This is a genomic window from Tateyamaria sp. LSS28 (assembly GCF_059611725.1).
Genome location: NZ_JCAPFI010000006.1, coordinates 21,583 through 45,686, shown reverse-complemented (window position 1 = coordinate 45,686; position 24,104 = coordinate 21,583). Strand labels below are relative to the sequence as shown.

Below are 24,104 nucleotides of genomic sequence, written 5' to 3'. Positions count from 1 at the left end.
GGGTACTGACCGTTGATCCAATGATGCTTTTGCATCAACCGATGTAATCCACAGCGATCCTGTGCTGCGGGCGCGTGATCCAGTCAAAGTACCGGGTGCGCAGGTCTGATGCGATCGCGCCTGCCGTGCCGTTTGAAAACACCCGGTCATCCACTCGTGCAACAGGAATGACACCCCCACCCGAGGAAGACAGGAACACCTCGTCCGCCTCCAGAAACTCTTCAAGCGGTAGGGGGCGGGTTTCGGTTCGCAATCCTGCTTCAACGCACATCTCCAGCACTGTGCGCCGGGTGATGCCGTGCAGTACGCCGTGGTCTGAGGTCACCACGCGATCCCCGAAGACGGCAAAGACATTGAAGCCGGGTCCTTCGGTCACGTTTCCATCGTGGTCAAGCAGGAGCGTCGTTTCAAATCCTTGTTCCTTGGCCTCGAACAGGCCCGAGGTGAAGTCACCCCAGTGGTAGTTCTTGACGCGTGGGTTCAGGCTGTCTGCCGGAATGCGGCGGACGGATTTGGCGATCCAGACTGATGTGCCTTGCTCTGCCGCCTCTGGCTTGACGATGTGCACATAGGGTACGCACCAGGCATAGAAATGGTTTGTGCAGTCGCGTGGATCACGGCTGCCGGGCACTGGGTTGCATCCGCGTGCAGCGACCATGGCGACATAGGCGTCTTGCAGGCCGCTAGCGGCGACCATCTGGTGGAGTGCGTCGCAAATCGCCGCGTGGTCCATGCTGATGTGATACCGGCCTGCCGTCAGCGATGCGATGAAACGGTCGACATAGTCGTTCAGGCGGAAGAACGCGCCGCGCCAGAGCGGCACCACATCATAGGCGATGTCGGAATGGGTGAGCCCCCAGTCGGTGACGGGAATAGCCGCGTCTGAGATAGGGATGATGTGGCCAGCCATCCATGCGGCACCCTGCGAGAGATCTGTCATGCCATCACGCTACTGCACCATGTGTCTGTTGCAAGTCCGGCACGCATCGCCCATTTCCCAATGCGTGTTCCGAAACGCATTGGGGCCGGAGAAAGGTCTTAGGCCGCTTGCTGTTCTGTTGCGGTTGCCACGGCGGACAGCAAAGCCTCTGCCACAGCGTCGAGCGTGTCCTTGGGCAGATGCACGGGCAGGCGCACATCACAGGCACGCATCAGCATGGCACGGGTTTTTGGCAATTCTGGCAAGTTGGGGATGAATTGCCAGTTCCAGAAGGCGCGGGCGTTGTCCGTGCTGGCGCCAAACACCTGAACTTTTACCCCGGTCTGCGCCGCTGCAGCAACAAAACTATCGACCTGCGTATCGCTCATGTCGATCAGGTTGAACTGGATCGAATCCGGGGCGCGCACCTCGCCATGCAGCGGGGCAGGGACGTGTATATGCGGGCTTTGATCCAGCAAGGCGGCGACATGGTCATGGTTGCGCCGCCCGTCCTCGACCCTGTGGGCGAGGTGGGGCAGCTGCGGCCGAATGACGGCGGCACTCAGGTTCGACATGCGCAGGTTGTAGAGCGGCCATTTGTTCTGGTGCTTGGCAAAGGCGTCCTGCAGGACCGGGTGTTTCTTCCAGTTATGTTCGTATGCGCCCGACATGATGATGGCGCGCGCGACCAGATCGGCGTCGTCGGTGATCATGATCCCGCCTTCGCCTGCATTGATCATCTTGTAGGACTGGAATGAGAAGCAGCCGATTGTGCCGATGGTCCCGATCTTGCGCCCGTTCCAGAGGGTGCCGAGCGAGTGGGCCGCATCCTCGATCACCGGGATGCCGGCGGCGGTGCACAGTGTCATGATCGCGTCCATGTCGGACGTGTGGCCGCGCATGTGGCTGATGATAACGGCCTGTACGCTTGGCAGTTTGTCCACGAAATCGTCGATGTTGACGCGGTAATTGTCATCGACCTCGCACAGGACCGGCAGGCAGTCGGCGTGCAGAACTGATGAGGGCACGGCGGCAAAGGTGAAGCCGGGGATCAGGACGCGGGCGTCGCGTGGCAGATTGAGCGCCTTGAGCGACAGGAAAAGCGCGGCAGAGCAGGACGAGACGGCGAGGGCAAACTTGCTGCCCATCAGTTCTGCAAATTCGGCTTCGAGAAGCGAGACGGGTGCGCCTTCGGGGGCTGTGTAGCGGAAGAGGTCACCGGAGGTCAGCAGGCGGTCGATCTCTTGTCTTGCGGCGGCGGGGATGGGTTCGGCACTGTGCATGTCGGGGAGAGACATATTCAGAATCCTTATGATCGATTTTCGTTTTTGTAAATCCGATAGATGCAAAAGGAAACGGTTTTGTGACGTTTGGGCTGAATTAAGCTTGCCGTTACAGGCCGAGGCGGTCGCGCAGAGCGTACCAGGTCATGGCGAGGACGAGGAGCGGGCTGCGCAGTTTGGCCCCTCCCGGGAAAGGTGTTGTGGGGATGGCAGCCATAGTGTCGAAGCCATCTGTGTGCCCTTGGACCGCTTGTGCCATCAGCATACCTGCGTGGGTCGCTGTACCCACACCATGCCCGGAATAGCCCGAAGCGCTGAGCATGTTGGGCGCCAGCCGGGCCACGTAAGGCAAACGCTTCATCGTGATCGCAAGCGTTCCGCCCCACGCATAGTCGATCTGTACATCAGCGAGATGCGGAAAGATTTGCGTCATCGGTTTGCGCACCTTCGCCGCGATGTCACGGGGAAAGCGGTAGCCATAGCTTTCACCCCCACCGAACAGCAGGCGGTTGTCATGGCTCAGCCGGAAGTAGTTCACTACAAAGCGGCTGTCTGACACGGCGATGTCTTGTGTCAGTACGCTGGCGGGGTTGTCCAGCGGCGCGGTGGCGGCGACGAAATTGTTGATGGGCATGACACGGGTAGCGACGGGGGCGTTCAACCCACCCAGGTAGCCGTTGCAGGCGAGGATTGCGTGATCTGCCGTGACAGAGCTACTGTCGGTCTTGAGCGTGATCTGTGCACCGTTTGTGATGCTGGTGACAGTGCTGCCTTCATGGATCGTTGCCCCGGCCCTTTCCGCGGCGGTCGCCAGCCCGAGGGCAAAGCGCAGCGGGTGCAGGTGGCCGGATTTGTGATCAATGACACCGCCGCGATAGGCAGGTGAGGGGCAGATGGCGTGGAACGCATCCCGGTCCAGTACGTCAACGCGGTGGTCATAGTGCCGGTCCATGTGATCTGCATAGGCGTGCAGGTCCGCCACATCGCTTTCGTCTTCCGCAGTCCAGGCGATGCCGGGGCGGTAGAAGCAATCGATCCGGTGCGTGTCGATCAGGTGCCGGACAAGGTCGGTCGCCTCCAGCCCCAAGTCCCAAAGACGCCGTGCAGTCTCGGGTCCGACGATCTTCTCAAGGTATGGCTGCTCAACCCTTTGGCCGGTGCCCAATTGCCCGCCATTGCGGCCGGAGGCGCCAAAGCCTGCGCGATGCGCCTCCAACACAACAACGCGCCGTCCGGCCTGTGCCAGATGCAGTGCAGCGGACAGCCCTGTATATCCCGCTCCGACAATACACACATCTGCCCGCACATCCCCTTGCAACAGCGCGCGGGGCGCCGGACTATCGGCTGTCGCGGCATACCAGCTATCGGGATAGGCCCCCGGTTGATCGTTGGCGGTCAGAAGGTCCATCTTCCCTGTTTCCGAAAAATCCTCCCCGAAGGGCCGGGTTGCCAGTTAGACGTTCAGTAGCAAATGCTCGCGCTCCCATGGGGAAATCACTTGCAGGAACTCGTCATATTCGGCACGTTTGACAATCGAATAGACGCGGGCGAACTCTTCGCCCAGCACCGCGTGCAGGTCAGTGGCTTGATCAAACAAGTCCAGTGCCGATCCCAGCACGCGCGGGATGTCTCCGTCGCCTTCATAGGCGTCGCCCCGGAATTGGGCCGAGGGGCGCTGTTCCTGAATAAGACCCAGATAGCCGCAGGCCAGTGATGCGGCGATGCCAAGGTACGGGTTGCAGTCCATGCCTGCGATCCGGTTTTCAACGCGCCGCGCCTGTGGCTCGGACAGGGGAATACGGATGCCTGTTGTGCGGTTGTCACGGCCCCAAGCGAGGTTGATGGGAGCAGCGTGATCTTTCACGTAGCGGCGATAACTGTTGACGAACGGTGCCATGACCGCAAGCGCTGCGGGCAGATGGTTCTGCAGACCTGCGATGAAATGGAAGAACGCATCGGTGTCGCCGTCTTGTGGGCCGACAAACAGGTTCTGACCGGTTTCCATATCAATGATCGAATGGTGGATGTGCATGGCACTTCCCGGTTCATTCGCGATGGGTTTGGCCATGAAGGTGGCAAAGCAATCGTGACGCAGTGCCGCCTCGCGGATCAGGCGTTTGAAATAGAACACTTCGTCCGCGAGCTTGACTGGGTCGCCATGGCGCAGATTGATCTCAAGCTGGCCTGCGCCGCCTTCCTGCGTGATACCGTCGATCTCGAAACCTTGCGCCTCGGCAAAGTCATAGATGTCGTCGATCACGGGGCCAAATTCGTCCACGGCCGTCATGGAATAGGCTTGTCGTGCAGCCGCTGGGCGGCCGGAGCGGCCTGTCATGGGTTTGATTTCCTGCGCGGGGTCCAGGTTGCGCGCGATCAGGAAGAATTCCATTTCTGGCGCCACAACAGGTTTCCACCCCTTGTCATTGTAGAGTTGCACAACCCGTTTCAGCACGTTGCGCGGGCTGAAGGGCACGGGCTGATCCTTGCGATCGTAGGCGTCATGGATCACCTGAAGGGTCCAGTCACCTGTCCATGGCGCCGCTGTTGCAGTCGACATGTCGGGCTTGAGGATCATGTCTTTTTCGATGAACCCGTCTTCGCCTGCGGCCTCACCCCAATCGCCGGTGATGGTCTGGTAGAAGATGCTGTCGGGCAGGTGGAAGTAATCCTGTCGTACGAATTTCGAGGCCGGCACCGCCTTGCCCCGCGCGATCCCCGGCAGGTCGGCAATGATGCATTCGACCTCGTCCAGCCGTTTGCCTTCGAGGTAGATACGCGCCGCTTCGGGCAGCTTGGATGTCCAGTCGTCAGACATGTGTCAGCGCCCCCTGCTTGAGAAAGGCAGCCATTTCATCGGCCACCTTTTGGCTTTGTATGGGGGCGTCCAGTTGCGCCCGGGCATTGTCGAGCAGCGGATCGGGCACAACTCCGGGGCCGCGATGCGTGGCGAGTGCATCCACCATGTCGGCGCCAAATTCGGGATGGGGCTGTATGGTCCAGATGCTGTCGCCATAGACAAGTGCCGCGTTTTCGCAGAAATCGTTTGAGCCGATGACCTCGGCCCCCTCTGGCAGCTCGACGACCTGATCCTGGTGCCATGCGTTCACGGCAAGGGTTTCGCCCTTGTAGTCGTATTCGCGTCGCCCGACCGACCAGCCGCCGTCGAATTTCACGACCTTGCCGCCCATGGCCTGCGCGATGATCTGGTGGCCGAAACAGATGCCAACCATCGGGCGGCTTGCCGCATGGATGCCGCGGATCAGGTCCTCAAGCGGGGGGATGAACGGAAGGTCGTCATATGCGCCGTGTTTCGAGCCCGTGATCAACCAGCCGTCGCACACGTCCGGGCCGTCCGGGAAGTCCATGTCCACCACGTTGAAGGTTGCGAACTCAAAGCCGTGCCCATCCAGCAGGCGGGCGAACATGGTGTCATAGTCACCAAGCGTTCCCAACACTTCGTCGGGCGCGTGACCGGTTTGCAAAATGCCGATTTTCATGGATCACCTGAGGGTTACGGGCCGAAGATAGTGCGCGGTTCAGACAGAGTCGAGGTAGATTTCCGTCTGCTCGTCTGGCGTGAGTTCGGCCATGTAGCGCGCTTCCTGTCGCTTCGTCATGTCCATGTTGCGGATCAGCTCAGCGTCGAAGATGCGTGCGATATGCGGGCTGTCGGCAAAGGCTGCCATGGCGTCTTCCCATGTGCTGGGAACCTGCTCCAGATCCTGCGCGTAGGCGTTGCCGGTGATTGGGGCGGGCGGGTCCTGTGCGTCCTCCATTCCGTTCAGCGCAGCGCCCAGGACAGCAGCGATGGAAAGATACGGATTCACATCGCCTCCGGCCACCCGGTGTTCGATGCGGCGGGCGGCCGCGGGGCCAGAGGGGATGCGGATGGCGGCCGTACGGTTTTCGTAGGCCCATGCGATGCCTGTCGGTGCGTGGGCGTCCGGCACCAGCCGCGCATAAGAATTGGCATGGGGCGCAAAGATCAGCATTGACCCGGGCATTGCGGCAAGACATCCCTGCACGGCGTGTCTCAAGGCATCTGTGCCCGCCTCGGTCCCGTCGTCAAAGATGTTCTGGCCATTCTTATCCAGTACCGAGAAGTGCATGTGCAGCCCGTTGCCTGCGTAGTCAGGATACGGTTTTGCCATGAAGGACGCGGCAAAGCCGTGTTTGCGCGCCAGCCCCTTGACCAGCATCTTGAACAGCCAAGCGTCATCTGCCGCTTTCAGCGCGTCGGCCTGATGCATCAGGTTGATTTCGAATTGGCCCAGGCCGCTTTCGGAAATGGCCGTGTCGGCGGGGATGTCCATCGCCTCGCAGGCGTCATAGAGCTCGGTAAAGAAGTCGTCGAAGGCGTCGAGCGTGCGCATGGACAGGATCTCTCCGGCGACGCGGCGCTTGCCGGATCGCGGCGACGGAGGCACGCGCAGGCGACTGCCTGTGTCATCGATCAGAAAAAACTCAAGCTCGATGGCAACAACTGGCGTCAGTCCTTTTGCAGCGAACCGGTTCTGGACTGCTGCAAGCGCGTGACGGGGATCGCCCATGAAGGGCCGCCCATCTTCATGGAACATCCAGATCGGCAGGAGACCCGTTGGTGTATTCAGCCAAGGCATCGGGACAAAGCCACGCTCGGTCGGGCGCAATACGCCGTCCCGGTCACCGGTCTCCATCACAAGGGGGCTGTCCTCGATGTCCTCACCCCAGATATCGAGATTGAGGACAGACATGGGAAAGCGCGTTCCGCTTTCCGTGACCTTGTTGGCAAAGCGCACCGGCATCCGCTTGCCGCGCGCCACACCGTTCAGATCGGCGGCGGCGACACGGATGGCGCGGATTTCCGGGTTATCGACAAGCCAATCGTGCATCACGTTCTTCTTCTGACTAAAAATACGACCGCCGGAGGCATTCTATCTTCACCGGATCAGGTTCATGCGCAGCTTTATCTTCTGGCGCGTGTTGGCGGGCAGGTGCCGGTTCAGGCGGCGGTTGATCAGACCAAAAAAGCTAATGATCACCAGTGTCAGCAAGATGAAATACGCGGCCAAGATCGGGTACGGAATGAACGGGTTGAAGGTTTTGTCCGCGAAATAGCTTGCGTAGTACAGCGCATCGCCCTGCTGTCCTCGTACCGGAAAGGCCGAGAAAAACACGAGTGTGGTGGCGTGAAACAGGAAGATCGCTTCATTCGTATAAGCGGGCCACGCCAACCGCAGCATCGTGGGCCATACGACCCGGCGGAAGCGGGACCATCCCGTCAGGCCGTAGGCATCCGCGGCCTCGACCTCGCCTTTGGGGATGGACTGCAGGGCCCCGAAAAAGATTTCCGCAGAGTAGGCAGCCGTGTTGAAGAACAGAACGATCAGCGCCCCGAGCCACGCTGCCGCGAATGGGTCAAAGAACGGGTGCACGTTCTTGAGGCTGAGGAAAACAAAGTAAGCAAAAAAGAACTGTATGAACAGCGGCGAGCCGCGGAAGACGAAGATGAACCACTCGGACGGCTTGCGCAGCCTCGGCGTGGTTGATGCCTTGCCCAGGGCCAGTACCGTGGCCAGCACAAAACCGGCCAGCATCGCCAGCACGCCGAAATAGATGTTCCAGATCATGCCCGAACCGATCAGCGTGACCTGTTCGCACAAGGTAAAGTCATCTCGGGGCAGGCGGCGCTCCCCGATACCGATGGACCGCAGGGCATAGGCCTGAATCGTTTCAAGGCAGGTCATGTGATACCGCCCTTGCTCGATTGAGCTTCTGTAGACGTATAGCCCTTCACGCCTGCGTCCTCTTGCGCTGCGCATCGCCAGCGGTCGTGGCCTGTCCGTGGCTCAGCCGGGTCATCAGTCGCGCCAGCACGATCTCGGACACACGGGTGAAAAGCAGATAGAAAATCAGAAGGGCGAGGAAGTACCACATGCGCCAGTCGCCATGGGGGTAATCTGTGAAACGGGGGGTCTTGATGCCGCCCAGCTCGCGCGCCCAATAGACGAGGTCCTCGACCCCAAGCAGGAACAGCAGCGGCGTGGCCTTCATCAGCACCATCCACAGGTTCGACAGGCCGGGCAGGGCATAGACCCACATCTGCGGCACAAGGACCCGCCAGAAGGTCTGGCGCGGCGTCATGCCGTAGCTTTCAGCGGTTTCGAGCTGACCACGTGGCACGGCCTGCATCGCGCCGTACAAAACGTTGGCCGAAAAGGCGCCAAACACGATGGCAAAGGTCAGGACGGCAATGGCGAAGCCATAGGTTTCGTGCACCCATTGCGGCGCGTTGCCCAGCGGCATCTTGGCCGCCTGGCACACGACAAAGTCGTTGCCCTGGCGGATCGGCTCTGACCAATCGGGGCACAGCGTCTTGTGGCGGAGGTATTCGATCCCCTGGTCCAGGGCGATCACGAAGAATAGGAAGAATGCGACGTCAGGCACGCCGCGCACAACTGCGATATACCCCCTGCCGATCCAGGACACCGGCGCAGTACGCGACCGTGCGGCAGAGGCACCAGCAAATCCGAAGGCCAAGGCGGCAGGCGCCGTAATCGCCAGCAGCAACAGAACGGTCAGGACCGACCAATAGAGCGAAATGTGTTTCGTCGTGGTCAGGTAACAGGCCATCCACTGCCAATCCGGCAGGGTGCTCGGGTCTGTGCAGAAGCTGAAGATGAGAGGCCTCAATATTTCAGGGCGCGCAGCGTCGTGAAGCGAGTGAAGGGGAGGGCTGCGACCTTCCCCTTCACGTCCTGTGCGGGCTTAGAAGAGTTCTGCTTCGTCGCCGAACCACTTTGTGATCATCGTGTTCAGTGTGCCATCTTCTTTCATCGAAGTGATGGCCGCGTCGAACTTGGCTTTCATCTCACCGTCGGTCTCGCGCACGCCCATGCCGACGCCGCCGCCGAGGGGTACAGGCTCACCGACCCAAACGATTTCCGGATCTTCGGCCACGATGGGCTCAAGGAAGGAGCCCTGGAAGAAAACGGCGTCCGCTTCACCGCTCTTGACGGCGGCGATCAACTCTTCTGCCGTTGCGAATTCCAGAAGTGTCGCGTCGCTGTCTGCCACGTAGCCGGCCTGGATCGTATTGACCTGGCTGGCAACCATGCCGTTGATGTCTGCGTCTTCGGACAGGCCCACGTAGCGGGAGGCCTCTGGCGGCAGATAGTTCTGGGTAAAGTCGATGACCTCATCCCGTTCGTCGGTGATGCTCATGCCCGCGATGATCGTGTCGTAGTTGCCGGACACGAGGTTGGGGATGATGCTGTCCCATTCGTTGGTGACCCATTCACAGGTCAGTTCGGCGCGCGCGCACAGTTCGTCGCCAACTTCGCGTTCGAACCCGTCAACTTCGCCAGCATCATTGATGAAGTTGTAGGGAGGGTAGGCGCCCTCGGTGCCCATGCGCACGACGCTGTGGCCATCGGCCATGGCAAAGGTGGCGGTCATCGCAACGGCCACTGTCGAAAGAAGGATGGATTTCATGTGAGTTTCTCCCGTTGATTATTGGTTACGCGGCGTGGGTTGCAGATAGAAACCCACGCAGTCGTTCTGATTTGGGCGCGCCAAACAACTCATCTGGCGGCCCTTGTTCTTCGATCAGGCCCTTGTGTAGAAACACGACGTGGTCGCTGACATCATGGGCCAGTTTCATGTCATGGGTGACGATCAGCATGGTCCGCCCTTCGGCGGCCAAGTCCTTGATCACCCTGACAACTTCCTGTTCCAGTTCTGGGTCCAGGGCACTTGTCGGTTCGTCAAACAGCAGCGCTTCGGGTTCCATGCACAGCGCGCGGGCAATTGCGGCGCGTTGTTGTTGGCCCCCCGATAGCTGGGCGGGATAAGCGTCGCATTTGTCGCCGATGCCCACTTTGTCGAGGTACTTTCGTGCCGCCTGTTCCACCTCGGCCGGATCGCGGCGCAGGACGGTCACGGGCGCTTCCATCACGTTCTGCAGGATGGTCATGTGGGCCCACAGATTGAACTGCTGAAACACCATGGACAGGTTCGTACGGATACGCAGCACTTGCTTGGGATCTGCCGGGCGGCGGCCATGGTCGCTGCCTTTCCACGTCACCTGCTCACCCTTGAACACCACATCGCCTTGCTGACTGTCTTCAAGCAGGTTGCAGCAGCGCAGAAGCGTGGATTTTCCTGACCCGGATGACCCGATGAGGGATACGACATCCCCCCGTTTTGCCTGAATATCCACGCCTTTCAACACTTCCAGCGGACCGTACGCCTTGTGCAGGTTTCGGATTTCAATAACGGAAGTGTCTGACACGTGGGTTGGCTGCGCTTGTTTCGATCAGCCGGTATAAGGGAGGAAAACATGTGCCTTGTCCACGGGCAAAAGGGACGTTTTGCCTGCCATTTGCGCAAATTGACGTAGGGAGAACCCGCTTTGATCAAGGTGCGGGCGGAATCGGGAAGGCGAGATACGCGGATGGCGGGAGATTGACGATGCCCTTTAGGCGAAGGGCGCAGCGATCTTCGTGCGTCAGGTTTGAAACAGCGGTTGCGATAGAATCGAATATTGGTTTCGGATCGCGTTCCAGCGCCGTGATATAGGGCAGTGCAGGGGTGGGCACCGTGCGGTCGAAGGCGTCCAGATATGCGGCGGCGTCACCGTCCTCCGCAGCCCAAAGAAGGAGAGTCAGCGCATCGACGGCGGCAAAATCCGCCTGTCCGTTCAGAACCGTTCGGATGCTTTCGATATGCGCTTGTGTTTGCAGAGTCTTTCTTGGCCTAAGGTTACGTTCTTCAAGGTGTGCCAAGGGGGCAGCCCAGCCCGATTGCGACAATGGATCGTTGAATGCCATCACACCCAGTTTGGACAGTTCCGCAAGAGAGCGCGGATCATCGTCGCGTCGGATCAGGTAGCTGAAATAGTGGCCCGATGGGCAGTTGGGCAGGTCATAGTCCGGTGTTCCGACGAGGGTCACCTTTTCATGGAGTCGTGCCCTGAATGGCAGCCCGCATGTCTGTGCAAGGAGCAGGTCCGGTGATTGCCATTCAGTCCAAGGATCTCCACCGCGGTTCAGCTGATCCGGTCCATAGCCAAGGGCGGTGCGTATCCCCGCCCAGTATCTGTCATGGGCGTTGCGCAGATGCGGCATGTCGTACATGCCAAGCGATGCGATCACCCTGTAATCCTTTGGCGCGCCTTGGCGCTGTCCTGATCGGTGATGCCCAGCAGGTTGGTGACAAGGCGCAAGAGCGCATCCTCTTCCTGCGCGCGCTGTCCGTCTGCAAGCACCACTTTCCAGAGCGCTTCGACAACGGCCAGACGGTCTTCGTAGGCGACGGCGTCTTTTATCGCACGGGTGAAGCGGACGGTGTCTGGGGCGTCGGCTTCCATTGCCTCGGCTTCAGCTCGTAAGGCATTGGCTTCCTTATGTGAAAGTCCGTATCGGTCCTGTGTAATCTGATCGATCAATACACGTTCGTCGCCGGAGTAATCGTAGTCGGAGCGGGCCACGCGCACCAGCAATGCGGTTAGGGCCAGCCGCGCATCTGCGTCGGCAATCGGGGCGGGCTCGGGCTGGATCAGCCGTTTGAGGAGGTCTTGGAACATGGGTGCGGATATATGGCGGTTGTGCCTATTCGCCAAGCGCACGGGTGCGAATGTCGGCGCTGTCGTCGGGCGTGATGCCAAGTGCGGCCTCGATCTGGTGCAGCACGTCCTCTTCAATCCCGGCATGTTCACCGTCGGCGAGCAACACCTGCCACATGGCCATGGCAAGGCCAAGTCGGTCGGCATAAGGCACTGTTTCCCTGAGGATATCCGCGAATTCGGGCGTGCCGGGTGCGTGCCGCTCCAGCGCCTCGCAGGTGGCGCGCAACTTTGCGGCCTCCAACGGTTTCAGGTCGAAGGTCGCTGACAGGATCTTGTCTATCGCGGCCACTTCCGGTGCCTGGTATTCGCGGTCGGCCATCGCGACCCGCACCAGCAGCGCGCCAAGGGCGAGTTGCGGCGTGGGTTCGGGCAAAGGTTTGGTTTCCTTGGGTCTTTTGGGGAAAAGGCGTTCGAACATGGCGTGTCACTTCAATTGGTCAAAGCGAGTTTTCAGATTTGCGGCCTGTTCGGCAAGACCGAAGGGCGGATTGATCACAAATAGGCCAGACCCAACCATGCCGTGACCGGGGCGTGCGGGGGGAAACCGGACCTCGAACCGCAGGGCGTCTGGGTGATCTTTTTCAAGTGTCTTCAGCATGTTGTTGTGCGCATCTGATGTGAGGATCGGATACCAGAGAACGATGATGCCCACATTCCACGCACGTGCGTATTTTTTGATGTGACCGGGGATCGTTGCGTAATCTTCTTTCACCTCAAAGCTGGGGTCGATCAGCATCAGGCCGCGCCGTGGCGTCGGAGGCAGGATTGAATGGGCCATGGCAAAGCCGTCGGCGCGGTGGATCTTGGCCGTTGGTAGCGCCAGTTCCAGAGCGTTGTGTTCTGCGGGGTGCAGTTCTGCCACCGTCAGCGCGTCATCGTCCCGGAGCGTTTGCGCCGCAATCATGGGAGAGCCAGGATAAGCGCTTTCACCATGTATTTCATGGGTTTGCTGAAGGCATCTCATGTAGGGGTGATCACTTAGAAACCAGTCTTGCACCCGCGCAATACCCTGTGCCGCTTCGCCGGTCTTGAGCGCTTCGTCGGCCGAAAGGTCATAGAGTGCCCGACCGCCATGTGTTTCGATGTAGCTGACGGATTTGTCCTTGCGGGTGAGGTAGTCCAGCATCCAGGCCAGAAGGCTGTGTTTGTGGACATCGGCGAGGTTTCCGGCGTGGTATATGTGCTGGTAGCTGAGCATGGGGGCTTATGGCCCGGAGGGCACCGAACGCGCAACGGTTAACGGCGTGATCGGTGCATCGACGCGGATATGCGCGTTAACGCCTGCAAAACAAGGGGAATCGGCCTGTCACCCCGCGTGCACCCCCTGTGCACCCCCCGTAAACCGGTTGCGCTGCTCTTGCCGGGTTAACGGGCCGTGCGGCGTCAAAGCTTGCCAATCCGTTAACGTCGTCGGGGGCTTAGGCGCGGGGCGATCCGCAGGGCGGCCAGGAGGACCAATACACTCAGGCCGTACTTGGTCACGGTCTCCATCGTGCCTTCGATCAGCAGGACATGGATCACCGTGCCGATGGCAATTGTCAGGGCCAGCGCCACATGCGCCCGTCGCCATGTCATCGGGCGGACGGTGATGCGTTTGCGAAGGGCGGCCATGAGGGCGGCGGCGAACACGGCCCACATGGCGATGACCCCCCAGACTGAAAACGGCGTGGGCGAGGTGAAGGTCAGCGCGTCGATCACATCCGGTGGGCTTGTGATCCAGAGACCTATGACGTGACCAACAACAGCCCCCAACAGAAGCACACCGGTCAGGCGGTGCAGGCGGCGCGCGCGGGTCTGGGGCAGGTTGGGCAGATCACCGGCGGCGAGAAGCGGTTGCACCAGCAAAAGCGTCATACCGAAGATGCCCGCAAAGCCCGATGCGATGTAGATACCGTCCCGCCATTGCAAGAGCGGGCTGAACCCTGCGGCTACCAATGGTGCAGCAATTGCGGCAGCCAGCGCGGTCCACGGAATGATGCCGCGCATAAAGGCTGTCAGCCCTGTAGCAGGACGAACTGCACGTCGAGCGTTGTATCAGAGGCGCTGGACATGATCGGGCGCAGGAACACGGTTTGGAAGCCGTTGTCGTCGAATTCGGCATCATAGGCGAGATGCCCGTGCGGTTGGCCAAAGGCCGGAACGATTTGCGGCATGTCCATCTGGAACCGGCCCTGAGCATCCGTGAGCGTCGCCCCGTGGCTGCGTTCGTCCCGTTCGTGCCCTTCGGTCGTGTGGGCCCACATCTGGATACGGGCGTTGGGGATAGGCGCGCCGTCACCTGCGTTGAGGACGGTGCCTGTCATCAGAAACCCGCCGCCGCCGATACGGTCAACGATGGGCGCGCCGGGGCGGTAGTTGTTGGCGCCGCCGCGCATGGTCGGGGTCGGGGCAAGGCCCGCCGCGCGGGCGGGGACGGTCAGACCGGACGTCAGCAGGGCGGCTGTACCGGTGGCCAGAACGGTGCGTCGGTGGAATGAGGTGGTCATGGGCATGTCTCCTCGGGTGGCGGTTGCCTATGAGGTAAGAGAGTATCACGTTGGATAAACCGGAGTCACGGGGTCGTGATGTGCCGGGCTTGCTCAGGTTTCGTCCTCGAGCCACGTTATGAACCGGCCTTTGACAAGCCAGGAGATACCGAAAGCAATCAACGCGGCGGCCTCGCACCAGAAGGTCCAGTTGCCGGCATCCCACCACGGCCAGGGTACGCCGGTCAGCCATGGGATCAACGCGGCACTGCCCATGGCAAGGATCGCCAGCACGATGACAGTGCCCGCAGCATAGTAAAAGGTGTTGCGGATGACCTTGACCTGCGTCGGCTTTCCGAGTGCATCGCGTTGGTTGTCATCCACGGCTGTGAACACAAAAAAGCAAAACCAGGCGAGGAAGAAGAACACGAAGGCGGCAGACGCATAGTGGATGACGCTTGCGTATTCAAAAAGTCGAAACGCGGTTGTCGGATCAAAGGTGCCGTCCAGCGTCGGCGCGCCTTCGACGAGGCGCATGGTCAGTTTAGGCCGCGCCGCGAATATTTCGGTGTCGCACCCCCAGCCACTGGTTGGAAAGAGGGCGATACCGAAGGCTCCGATCCCGGCATATGTTGCCAGCCGGTTTTCGGCTCCGAGCCTGTCTTCACCACGGTAGACTACGAGGTAGGCGCCGATGAAGCATAGTGCACCGGTAAACACCGTGCCCCAGAGCGGTGCGTAGTAGAAGTGGCTGATCGAGTAGCGGAAGCAGGTGTCGATATATGGATTGTCCGAGGGCAGGTGAGACGCGATCCACAGGATGACGGGCAATCCAACCGCGACACTGCCGACCACCCGCGCAAGTGCGCGCTGATCAATGGCTGAGTATTTGTCGCCGTGTCCCGCTGCGGCGTAGCGATCGTGCCCCACTTGAAATAACGACATGGGCCCCCTCCGAAATTGAGTGTGTTCAATGCGGAGGATACTACTCGTTTTGCGAGAATTGTGCGAGTGATTTACAGCGCGCGCGCCGTTTGGCGGTCACACCAGCCGTGACATATCCTTGGCCGCACGCACGAAATCCTGGAACAACGGGTGGGGATCGAAGGGCTTGGATTTCAGTTCCGGGTGGAACTGCACGCCGATGAACCACGGGTGATCTGACCATTCCACGATCTCTGGCAGGCGGCCATCCGGCGACATGCCCGAGAAGCTGAGCCCCGCTTTTTCCAACTGCTCGCGGTACTTGATGTCGACCTCGTAGCGGTGGCGGTGGCGTTCGTCGATCGTGGTGGTGCCGTAGGCTTCGGCCACGCGGCTGCCTGCCGTCAATGTGGCGTCGTAGGCCCCCAGTCGCATGGTGCCGCCCTTGTCGTCGCCCACCTTGCGTTCGACCTTGTGGTTGCCCTGCACCCATTCCTTGAGGTGGTAGACCACCGGTTCAAACCGTTTCTTGCCCGCCTCGTGGTCAAATTCCTCGGACCCTGCGGTTTTCAGGCCAGCCACGTTACGCGCCGCTTCGATCACTGCCATTTGCATGCCAAGGCAGATGCCGAGGTATGGGACCTTGCGGGTGCGGGCGAACTCGGCCGCCTTGATCTTGCCTTCGGTGCCGCGTTCGCCAAATCCGCCGGGGACGAGGATGGCATTGAAGCCTTCCAGATGGGGGGCGGGGTCTTCGTTGTCGAACAGTTCGGCATCGACCCACTCGACCTTGACCCTGACCCGGTTGGCCATGCCGCCATGGGTGAGCGCTTCGGCAATCGACTTATAGGCGTCTTCAAGCTGGGTGTACTTGCCGACGATGGCGACCTTCACTTCGCCTTCCGCGTTGTGGATGCGGTCGCTCACATCTTCCCACTTTGCGAGGTCCGGCTTGGGCGCCGGGCTGATCTGGAAGGCGTCGAGGACGGCCTGGTCCAGCCCTTCGGCGTGGTAGGCGAGAGGGGCGTCATAGATGGTGCCAAGGTCCTGTGCCGCGATCACGCTGTCGGGGCGGACATTGCAGAAGAGGGCAAGCTTCTCGCGCTCCTTTTCCGGGATTAGCCCCTCTGACCGGCAGACCAGAATGTCGGGGGCAATGCCGATGGACCGCAGTTCCTTGACGCTGTGCTGGGTCGGCTTGGTTTTCAATTCGCCGGACGCCTTGATCCATGGCAGCAGCGTCAGGTGCATGAAGATGCACTGGCCGCGCGGCTTGTCCTGGCTGAACTGGCGGATGGCTTCGAAGAAGGGCAGACCTTCGATGTCACCGACGGTGCCGCCAATCTCGCACAGCATGAAATCGACCTCGTCATCGCCGATCTCGATGAAATCCTTGATCTCGTTCGTGACGTGGGGGATGACCTGGATCGTTTTGCCGAGGTAGTCGCCGCGCCGCTCTTTCTCGAGCACGTTGGAATAGATGCGACCGGAGGACACGGAATCGGTCTTGCGCGCGGCCACGCCGGTAAAGCGTTCGTAGTGGCCAAGATCGAGGTCGGTCTCTGCCCCGTCGTCGGTGACGAACACTTCGCCGTGTTCGAACGGAGACATCGTACCCGGATCGACGTTCAGATAGGGGTCCAGCTTGCGCAGCCGTACGGAAAAGCCACGGGCTTGCAAAAGCGCGCCAAGGGCAGCCGATGCCAACCCTTTGCCCAGCGATGACACAACGCCGCCAGTGATGAAAATGTAGCGTGCCATGTGGTGCAGTCCCCCGTGGTTCATTCAGGCCTCAAGGCCACTGTGAGCAGACGCGTGAAAGCGTTCCCCACGGGGCCTCAGTATAACAGGATTCGGTTCAACGGGGCAAGGAGGCCGCAACATGATGTTGCAGCTTTTCGCGCCCCCGCAAGGTTTTGTTTAGTCGGCGCTGGGAACCAGCGGCGCGTCGTCGTCACCGGTCGGCGGCAACAGGTCGCCACCTGGCGGCACCAGATCGTCGGCGGGCGCATTCTGCGCAGGCGGTGTGATGCCCAACTGGTCAATGACGGACGTGCCGGATGCGTTCTGTGCCGCGATGATCGTCAACGTGATCGACGTGATGGTGAACCCGATCCCGAGGATCCAGGTCACTTTGCCCAGTGCGGTCGCTGCTGGTCGGCCCGTGGCCGCACCACCTCCGCCGCCGCCCATACCAAGCCCACCCCCTTCGGAGCGCTGCATCAGCACCACGGCGATCAGGCCGAGGGCAAGGATCAGGTGGATGATCAGGACGACATTTTCCATGAAGCGTTCAAGGCTCTTTGCTGCGCGATGGGCGGTATCTATGCAAGTTTGCGAAGCGGGGCAAGGGCGGTTTCGGCCTCTGGACATTTGTGTACGTGGGGTTCCATGATCAGGCCATGCCCCATGACCATTCCGACCATGATCACCCGCATTCATTGTTGCCCTCGGACCCCGCGTTGCGGGTCAAGGCGCTGGAAACCATCCTGACCCAGAAGGGGCTGATTGATCCCGCCGCCCTGGACGAGATCATTGACACCTATGAAAACAAGATCGGCCCCAAGAACGGCGCCCATGTCGTGGCACGGGCGTGGTCCGATCCCGCGTTCAAGGCCGCATTGCTGGGCAATGCCGATCCGGTGCTGGCCGAGCTGGGCTATTATGGGCGGCAGGGTGAGCATGTGGTGGTGGTTGAAAATACGGATGACGTTCATAACATGGTCGTCTGTACCTTATGCTCTTGCTACCCTTGGCCGCTGCTGGGCATTCCGCCGGGCTGGTACAAATCCGATGCATACCGGTCCCGTGCCGTACGCGAGCCGAGGAAGGTCTTGGCTGACTTTGGTGTGACCTTGCCCGAAGAGCAGGCCGTACGTGTGTGGGATTCGACGGCAGAGGTGCGGTACCTTGTTCTGCCGCAACGGCCCGACGGCACGGAAGGCATGGATGAGGGCGCGCTGATGGCACTGGTCACCCGTGACAGCATGATTGGGTGCGGTCTGGCGGTGTCGCCATGACGCGGATGCACGATATGGGTGGTCGCTTCGGGGATGGTCCCGTCGTGCCAGAGCCGGAGGACGTGATGTTTCATGCCGACTGGCATCCGCGCGCGCTGGCCATCACGCTGGCCTGCGGGTCGTTGGGGCTGTGGAATATTGATGTGTCGCGTCACGCGCGGGAGTGTCTGTCTCCCAAGGATTATGCGCGCTTTTCCTACTACGAAAAATGGATGGCAGCGCTGGCTGATCTTTTGGTCGATACGGGGGCGGTGACCCGCGAAGAGCTGGCGGAAGGGGCTGCGCTGGGGCCAAGCGATTTGGCGGACAAGCGATTGCCAGCGGCTGCCGTTGCCGGGGTCCTGGCCAAGGGTGGTCCCGCAAATCGACCCAGCAAAATCGCATCTCTCTTTGTTGCAGGAGATACTGTGCGCATTCGATCAATGCCGGAGAATATGCAGGTGCCCGGCGGGCACACCCGGCTGCCTGCCTATGCGACAGGTGCACAGGGCACGATCGTGCGACAGCATGGCACGCATGTTTTGCCAGACAGCAATGCGCACCGAATGGGCGAAGCGCCCGAACCGCTCTACGCGGTGGCCGTCAAGGCCCGTGACATCTGGGCGCATCCGGAACATCCTGAGGACGAGGTGATCCTTGACCTGTGGCAAAGCTACCTGTCAGCCACATGACGCCCGAGCCGAGTTTTGAAGCCCCATGGCACGCGCAGCTCTTTGCTTTGACCGTGCATTTGAACGAGGCAGGGCATTTTGCCTGGCCCGACTGGGCTGCGCGCTTTGGCGCAACGTTAAAGCGGCACGGCCTGGCGAAAGAGTTGAATGGCGGGGACGATTACTTCGTCGCGTGGCTCGAAACACTCGAGGCGCTGTTGACCGAAACAGGGGCCGCCGAAGCGGCTGCGCTTTCGGATATGCGCGCGGAGTGGGAAGCCGCCTATCTGCGCACGCCACATGGGCAGCCCGTGACATTGGGCTGATCCTTCATCTTGCCAGTTAAACTTCGGGGGTTTGGGGACTGGCCCCCAAGAATGACTTTTTTCGCCAAAAAATCTTGGTGCGGTCGTTACTCGTCCACGTCGTCCATATCCGCCTGCCCCGACAGGCGCCGCCGCACATGGCTCCAGTTGAGGCCGACCCCCAGCACAAGCGACAGGGCGAACACGCCCAGCCATGTGTTGAGGTTGCCGTTGTCCAATGTGAGCAAGCCAAGGTCATGGAGCACCCACAGCACCGCGCCGACAACGGCCAGCACCAGTGCCATGCCGAACCCACCAATGGATCGCAGCGTGGCGCGCAGGTAGATGATGTAGCCGATCAGCAAGAGCAGCCCGGCGAGAACCGCGATTGAGAGATTGGTTGGCCCATGCTGCGCGGCCCATGCGACGTAGTTGTATTCGGTCGGATTATAGGTGATGGCCAGAAGGCCAAAGGCGAAAAGCCAGCGTGCGAAAAAGCCCATGGGGGTTGGTCCTTGGATCGTGCTGATGCGTTGATGGCCTGAAACCTGCGTGGGTAGCAAGCCGCTGGTGCCTCCGGCGGTGGTATTTTTCGTCAGAAGAAACACAGATACCGGTTTGCCTTGCCCGTGCGTATCGCTATACGGACGCGGGTTTGCTTTCTGAAAGGGCATCAAATGGCCAATGTGGTGGTTGTCGGCGCACAATGGGGCGACGAGGGCAAGGGCAAGATTGTCGACTGGTTGAGCGAGCGGGCCGATGTGATCGCCCGCTTTCAGGGTGGTCACAATGCCGGGCACACGCTGGTCATTGATGGTGAGGTCTACAAACTGCATGCGTTGCCTTCGGGCGTGGTGCGCGGCGGCAAGCTGTCTGTCATTGGCAACGGCGTGGTGTTGGACCCGTGGCACCTTGTGTCCGAGATCGAAACACTGCGTGCCCAAGGTGTGGAGATCACGCCCGAGACGCTGATGATTGCCGAGAACACGCCGCTGATCCTGCCGATTCACGGGGAATTAGACCGGGCGCGCGAAGCTCAGAATTCCGTGGCCAAGATTGGCACAACCGGGCGCGGCATCGGTCCCGCCTATGAAGACAAGGTGGGGCGCCGCGTTGTGCGTGTGGCTGATCTGGCCGACCCCGCGACGTTGGAGCTGCGCGTTGATCGCGCCCTTGTGCATCACGATGCACTGCGCCGTGGTCTTGGTCTTGATTCGGTGGATCGGGATGCGCTGATCGCCAAGCTGGCCGAGGTGGCACCCGCCATCCTCGAATACGCCGCCCCTGTCTGGAAGGTGATGAACGAGGCGCGCAAAGCGGGCAAGCGCATCCTGTTCGAAGGCGCGCAAGGTGCGCTTCTGGATATTGATTTCGGCACCTATCCCTTTGTCACCTCGTCCAACGTGATTGCAGGACAGGCGGCCACAGGTGTGGGTATGGGCCCTGGGAGCATCGATTTCGTGCTGGGCATCGTCAAAGCCTACACCACCCGTGTGGGCGAAGGGCCGTTTCCGACCGAGTTGGAAGATGCCGATGGTCAGCGCTTGGGCGAGCGGGGGCATGAGTTTGGCACCACGACAGGTCGCAAGCGCCGTTGCGGATGGTTCGATGCCTGCCTTGTGCGCCAGACTTGTGCGACCTCTGGCGTGAACGGGATTTCGCTGACCAAGTTGGATGTGCTGGATGGGTTCGAGACGTTGAAAATCTGCGTGGGTTATGAGTTGGATGGCGAAACGCTGGATTATCTGCCCACAGCCGCAGACCAACAGGCGCGCTGTACGCCGGTTTACGAAGAGATGCCGGGTTGGTCGGAATCGACCGAAGGCGCGCGTAGCTGGGCCGATCTGCCGGCCAATGCCATCAAATATGTGCGCCGGGTCGAAGAGTTGATCGACTGCCCTGTCGCGCTACTTTCCACTTCGCCCGAGCGTGAGGATACGATCCTGGTGCGGGACCCTTTTGCCGACTAAGGAGCCTCGCATGGCGCTGCGCTACAAGACCCGGAAATGGCTCGCCCTGTTGATCCTGATCGTGGCGCTGCCGCTCTATATCGTGGCGGCTGTGTCCATCGTAGGGCTGTTCGACCGGCCCCCGATCCTTGTTGAGCTGCTGATCTATGTCGGATTGGGTGTCATCTGGGCTTTTCCTTTGAAGTTTGTCTTCAAGGGGATCGGTCAGCCAGACCCGGACGCCTGACGCGCCTGCCATGTGGCTTTGCTGAGCCGGTAACATTCATAAATGGCTGTTCCACTGCTGAGCGTCCGCGTTTCGGTTGCGACGTGATCGACGCCGAGTTTCGCAGTGGCTTTTTGTGAGCGGACATTATCGGTACCGATGTGGAACCAGACGGCCTCCATGTACTGGAAGGCATGATCCAGCATCAGAGATTTCATTTCCCAATTCGCGGCACCGCCCCAATAGGCGCGCGTCAGGAAGGTAAAGCCGATTCCATATTCGCCAGGGCTTTCCGGGGCCGGGTAGTAGCGTGAGCAGCCGATGATGTCATTGCTGGCCCGGTCCGTGGCGACAAGCGTGCCGCCTTCGCGCAGAAGCATCTGGAAATAGGGCGCGAACACCTCTGGCTTGTAGCGGTCAGGCGACGGGTGCACCGCCCAGATGGCAGGATCGGACGCCGCGCGCACAAGTGCGCCTTCATCTTCGGCCTGCAAGGGGCGCAGATGAAGGGTTGGACCGGTCAGTGTGGGTTGGTCTGGAAAGCTCATATGCGCATCAGCCATGAAAAAAGGCGCCTGTTCAAGGGCGCCTTTCAAGAGTTCATTTGCTGGACTTAGCCTGCTTCGCGTTGGTCCGGGCGGTAACCGATGTCGCCTGTCACGGCAAAGCGGCCCCCTCTGATCTTTTCGATCTTGCCCGCGCGCAGCAGCTGGCCGAAAGAGCGCAACCCGTCTTCCCGGCTGAAGTCGCCTTGTTCGACCTGACGCACCTTGGTCATCAGTTGCGGGCGCGAGAATTGATCGCGACCTTCCACGAAGCTCAGGTAGCTTGCGGCGGCTTCCAACAGGGACGGCAGGTCATGCGCGCCCATTTCAGATGCGTAGTCAGCGAAATTGCCCGCATCTTCGTTGTTTGTGCCGTCATCCATCGCGGCCACACGGCGCGGCGTGACCGGACCCTTGGGCGCCGCGTCAACGTCAACCCGTTGTTCCGCAACCAGCTTGAGCGGTGCAGGTCGGTCGCTGCTCGGGCGCTTCGCACCCTCGTTGCGGGCTTCGGGACGGCGGGGTTTGACGACGGATGCGAGATCCGAGCGGAACGCGCCTTCCTCTTCTTCGTCCTTCTTGCCGATGTCGGCATCCGCCTTTTTGGCCATGACCGCAGCCTTGAGATGCTGGAAGGCGTTGCGGCGGCGCGACCCTTCCGGTTCATCCATCTGGTTTTCGGCCTCGGCCATCAGGCGTTGCACGTCATCATCTTTGACGGCTTCGGGTTCTTCGGACGTGTCTGCCTCAGCTTCGACTTCATCAATGTCGGCGTCGCCGTCAATGTCTGTGTCGACGTCCTCTGATATCGGCAACTCCGCCTCGACCTCGGCCAGTTCAGCCAGCAGCTCGGCTTCATCTTCTGCCGACAGGGTGCTTTCGGCGGTCGAGTCCTCGACCTCTTCAAGCGCACCGCTGGCAATGGCCGCGTCGATGTCCGCGCGCTTGACCTTGATCACGCGTGCGCGGGGGTGGGCGGGTGCCTCCTCCGCTTCGGGCGCATTGGCCTCTGCGCTGTCGTCAAAGAGGTTGTCGGCGACGTCCTCTTCCGATGCAGGTGCATCGTCATCGGCTGCCATCAGTGCCGCCAGAGTGTCGAGACCAAGATCATCGTCATCATCCGCTTGCGAATCGGACGCGGCCGCGATCACCTCTTCTGCTTCTGCTTCTGCTTCTGCTTCTGCTTCTGCTTCTGCTTCTGCTTCTGCTTCTGCTTCTGCTTCTGCTTCTGCTTCTACCGGTGCATCAGATTTATCGGCTTCAAGGCGGGCCAGGATGTCACCGATGTCGTCTTCGTCATCATCGGCTTGGTCAGCCAGCGCGTCATGGGCCGCTTCAAAGTCTTCGGCGGCAGAGATGCGGATATCTTCAGCCGTAACATCTTCGTCTACAGCTTCGGTGATATCTTCGAAATCAACTGCCGGGGCAAAGGCCTCGGCATGTTCGTCTTCGAACATCTCATCGTCTTCTGCCTCGTCCTGGCTTTGCGAGACCACAGCGCGGATGCGCTGCAGCTTTGCCGCAATGCTGTCAGGTGCCGCATCGGCCATGTCCGCAGCGGTCGCGTCATCGACCAGTTCGGCTTCGACAGGGGTTGTATCGACTGTCGATTGGGCAAAGAATTCTTCGGCTTCGGCTTCGGCTTCGGCTTCGGTCGCAACGTCAGCTTCTGCAGGATCGACCGGCAGGTCGACAGCGTCGTCTTCCGTTGTCTCGTCTGCAGCCACGTCGATTGCCGCTTCGCTCGCCGCGTCTGCAATCTGTGCGTCGGTGTCCGTCGCGTCAGGTGTCGGCGCTGGCGTTTCGGTCTTGGGCGCGGGCGCGACAATCGGGGCTGCTGCCGCGGCAAGGGCAACCGGCGAGGCCATGCTGGCCTCGGGTTGCTGCGTTTCCGCGCTCAGAACAATTCGGCCTTCCTGCTCGCGCGCTTCCACGCGGCGCGAAATCTCGCGCTCGGCGATGCGGGCCAACATCTCGGCATCGGGTTGCGGGGGCTCTGCCCCGAAATATCTGTCATCGGACGCCAGATCGCGGAAGTACTCCGCAATTGCCTTCATGGTGCCGAAGCTGTCATCGAATCCCTCCAACGTGCACGAGAATGTGCCGTAGGAGACTGTCAGTATCTTATTGTTATTCATCATCGGATGCTCGTCCTCTGCTGATACGCAAAGGTCGTCCTAGGTGGCGCGCCGGGCTAAAGCTGCCCGAATC

27 protein-coding genes are annotated in these 24,104 nt (G+C 60.6%); 5 read left to right on the top strand and 22 right to left on the bottom strand.

Annotated features, from left to right (window positions below; all coding sequences use genetic code 11):
- Window positions 1–34: 34 nt before the first annotated feature.
- The 19 genes from AC53L6_RS18070 to secG all read right to left on the bottom strand — a co-directional run bounded on the left by AC53L6_RS18070 (window position 35) and on the right by secG (window position 17,484).
- The gene (locus tag AC53L6_RS18070; protein ID WP_496908848.1) at window positions 35–940 is read right to left on the bottom strand and encodes an aminotransferase class IV; all 906 of its coding nucleotides are present in this window, start codon (window positions 938–940) and stop codon (window positions 35–37) included.
- Between the two features lie 98 nt (window positions 941–1,038).
- Entirely contained in the window at window positions 1,039–2,217 is a 1,179-nt protein-coding gene (locus AC53L6_RS18065; protein ID WP_496908847.1) for a DegT/DnrJ/EryC1/StrS family aminotransferase, read from the bottom strand.
- A 94-nt stretch (window positions 2,218–2,311) separates the two neighbouring features.
- Window positions 2,312–3,610, bottom strand: coding sequence for an NAD(P)/FAD-dependent oxidoreductase (locus AC53L6_RS18060; RefSeq protein WP_496908846.1), 1,299 nt, complete (start codon window positions 3,608–3,610; stop codon window positions 2,312–2,314).
- 45 nt (window positions 3,611–3,655) lie between these two features.
- Entirely contained in the window at window positions 3,656–5,017 is a 1,362-nt protein-coding gene (locus tag AC53L6_RS18055) for a glutamine synthetase family protein (RefSeq protein ID WP_496908845.1), read from the bottom strand.
- Window positions 5,010–5,699: a type 1 glutamine amidotransferase gene (locus AC53L6_RS18050; RefSeq protein WP_496908844.1), complete on the bottom strand. Its 690-nt coding sequence runs from the start codon at window positions 5,697–5,699 to the stop codon at window positions 5,010–5,012. Before AC53L6_RS18050 ends, AC53L6_RS18055 begins: the two co-directional genes overlap by 8 nt.
- Before the next feature lie 39 nt (window positions 5,700–5,738).
- A complete protein-coding gene (locus tag AC53L6_RS18045) occupies window positions 5,739–7,073 on the bottom strand; it encodes a glutamine synthetase family protein (RefSeq protein WP_496908843.1) in 1,335 nt (444 codons plus the stop codon).
- Window positions 7,074–7,121: 48 nt separating this feature from the next.
- Window positions 7,122–7,928, bottom strand: coding sequence for an ABC transporter permease (locus AC53L6_RS18040; RefSeq protein WP_496908842.1), 807 nt, complete (start codon window positions 7,926–7,928; stop codon window positions 7,122–7,124).
- A gap of 46 nt (window positions 7,929–7,974) precedes the next feature.
- Window positions 7,975–8,862, bottom strand: a complete 888-nt coding sequence (locus AC53L6_RS18035; RefSeq protein WP_299210780.1) for an ABC transporter permease — start codon at window positions 8,860–8,862, stop codon at window positions 7,975–7,977.
- 87 nt (window positions 8,863–8,949) lie between these two features.
- A complete protein-coding gene (locus AC53L6_RS18030) occupies window positions 8,950–9,675 on the bottom strand; it encodes a transporter substrate-binding domain-containing protein (RefSeq protein ID WP_299604109.1) in 726 nt (241 codons plus the stop codon).
- Between the two features lie 25 nt (window positions 9,676–9,700).
- Entirely contained in the window at window positions 9,701–10,474 is a 774-nt protein-coding gene (locus tag AC53L6_RS18025) for an ABC transporter ATP-binding protein (protein ID WP_299705238.1), read from the bottom strand.
- A 124-nt stretch (window positions 10,475–10,598) separates the two neighbouring features.
- Window positions 10,599–11,336 carry a phosphate/phosphite/phosphonate ABC transporter substrate-binding protein gene (locus AC53L6_RS18020; protein WP_496908841.1) on the bottom strand — a complete coding sequence of 246 codons (738 nt, stop codon included), beginning with the start codon at window positions 11,334–11,336 and terminating at the stop codon, window positions 10,599–10,601.
- A complete protein-coding gene (locus AC53L6_RS18015) occupies window positions 11,333–11,767 on the bottom strand; it encodes a tellurite resistance TerB family protein (protein ID WP_496908840.1) in 435 nt (144 codons plus the stop codon). Before AC53L6_RS18015 ends, AC53L6_RS18020 begins: the two co-directional genes overlap by 4 nt.
- A 25-nt stretch (window positions 11,768–11,792) precedes the next feature.
- Window positions 11,793–12,227 carry a tellurite resistance TerB family protein gene (locus AC53L6_RS18010; protein ID WP_299210727.1) on the bottom strand — a complete coding sequence of 145 codons (435 nt, stop codon included), beginning with the start codon at window positions 12,225–12,227 and terminating at the stop codon, window positions 11,793–11,795.
- Between the two features lie 6 nt (window positions 12,228–12,233).
- On the bottom strand, window positions 12,234–13,007 hold the full coding sequence (gene rlmJ, locus AC53L6_RS18005; RefSeq protein WP_496908839.1) for a 23S rRNA (adenine(2030)-N(6))-methyltransferase RlmJ: 774 nt from the start codon (window positions 13,005–13,007) through the stop codon (window positions 12,234–12,236).
- A gap of 203 nt (window positions 13,008–13,210) precedes the next feature.
- Window positions 13,211–13,795 (bottom strand): ferric reductase-like transmembrane domain-containing protein, encoded by a 585-nt coding sequence (locus tag AC53L6_RS18000; RefSeq protein ID WP_496908838.1) that lies wholly within the window; start codon window positions 13,793–13,795, stop codon window positions 13,211–13,213.
- 8 nt (window positions 13,796–13,803) lie between these two features.
- Window positions 13,804–14,295, bottom strand: coding sequence for a peptidase associated/transthyretin-like domain-containing protein (locus AC53L6_RS17995; protein WP_472727400.1), 492 nt, complete (start codon window positions 14,293–14,295; stop codon window positions 13,804–13,806).
- 93 nt (window positions 14,296–14,388) lie between these two features.
- Complete coding sequence (locus AC53L6_RS17990; protein WP_496908837.1) at window positions 14,389–15,219, bottom strand: hypothetical protein; 831 nt, start codon at window positions 15,217–15,219, stop codon at window positions 14,389–14,391.
- A gap of 96 nt (window positions 15,220–15,315) precedes the next feature.
- Window positions 15,316–16,959 (bottom strand): CTP synthase, encoded by a 1,644-nt coding sequence (gene pyrG / locus AC53L6_RS17985; RefSeq protein WP_472727402.1) that lies wholly within the window; start codon window positions 16,957–16,959, stop codon window positions 15,316–15,318.
- A 159-nt stretch (window positions 16,960–17,118) separates the two neighbouring features.
- Window positions 17,119–17,484, bottom strand: coding sequence for a preprotein translocase subunit SecG (secG, locus tag AC53L6_RS17980; RefSeq protein ID WP_299210715.1), 366 nt, complete (start codon window positions 17,482–17,484; stop codon window positions 17,119–17,121).
- Window positions 17,485–17,600: 116 nt separating this feature from the next.
- Between secG and nthA the strand changes: the two genes are divergently transcribed.
- From nthA to AC53L6_RS17965, 3 genes are read left to right on the top strand one after another with little or no spacing between them, the layout of a single operon-like run.
- Complete coding sequence (gene nthA / locus AC53L6_RS17975; RefSeq protein ID WP_299705216.1) at window positions 17,601–18,218, top strand: nitrile hydratase subunit alpha; 618 nt, start codon at window positions 17,601–17,603, stop codon at window positions 18,216–18,218.
- A complete protein-coding gene (gene nthB / locus AC53L6_RS17970) occupies window positions 18,215–18,889 on the top strand; it encodes a nitrile hydratase subunit beta (RefSeq protein ID WP_496908836.1) in 675 nt (224 codons plus the stop codon). The genes nthA and nthB overlap by 4 nt, the downstream gene beginning before the upstream one ends.
- Window positions 18,886–19,194, top strand: a complete 309-nt coding sequence (locus tag AC53L6_RS17965; protein WP_496908835.1) for a nitrile hydratase accessory protein — start codon at window positions 18,886–18,888, stop codon at window positions 19,192–19,194. The genes nthB and AC53L6_RS17965 overlap by 4 nt, the downstream gene beginning before the upstream one ends.
- Before the next feature lie 86 nt (window positions 19,195–19,280).
- On the opposite strand, the gene AC53L6_RS17960 is transcribed toward AC53L6_RS17965, so the two are convergent.
- The gene (locus tag AC53L6_RS17960; protein WP_496908834.1) at window positions 19,281–19,676 is read right to left on the bottom strand and encodes a DUF6524 family protein; all 396 of its coding nucleotides are present in this window, start codon (window positions 19,674–19,676) and stop codon (window positions 19,281–19,283) included.
- A 174-nt stretch (window positions 19,677–19,850) separates the two neighbouring features.
- Between AC53L6_RS17960 and AC53L6_RS17955 the strand changes: the two genes are divergently transcribed.
- Window positions 19,851–21,143: an adenylosuccinate synthase gene (locus tag AC53L6_RS17955; protein WP_496908833.1), complete on the top strand. Its 1,293-nt coding sequence runs from the start codon at window positions 19,851–19,853 to the stop codon at window positions 21,141–21,143.
- Between the two features lie 10 nt (window positions 21,144–21,153).
- Window positions 21,154–21,369, top strand: coding sequence for a DUF2842 domain-containing protein (locus AC53L6_RS17950; RefSeq protein ID WP_299210703.1), 216 nt, complete (start codon window positions 21,154–21,156; stop codon window positions 21,367–21,369).
- On the opposite strand, the gene AC53L6_RS17945 is transcribed toward AC53L6_RS17950, so the two are convergent.
- Together AC53L6_RS17945 and AC53L6_RS17940 are read right to left on the bottom strand one after the other, a co-directional pair.
- Window positions 21,348–21,896, bottom strand: coding sequence for a GNAT family N-acetyltransferase (locus AC53L6_RS17945; RefSeq protein ID WP_496908832.1), 549 nt, complete (start codon window positions 21,894–21,896; stop codon window positions 21,348–21,350). The two genes, AC53L6_RS17950 and AC53L6_RS17945, sit on opposite strands and share 22 nt — an antisense overlap.
- Window positions 21,897–21,961: 65 nt before the next feature.
- Window positions 21,962–24,034 (bottom strand): hypothetical protein, encoded by a 2,073-nt coding sequence (locus AC53L6_RS17940; RefSeq protein ID WP_496908831.1) that lies wholly within the window; start codon window positions 24,032–24,034, stop codon window positions 21,962–21,964.
- Window positions 24,035–24,104: the final 70 nt, after the last annotated feature.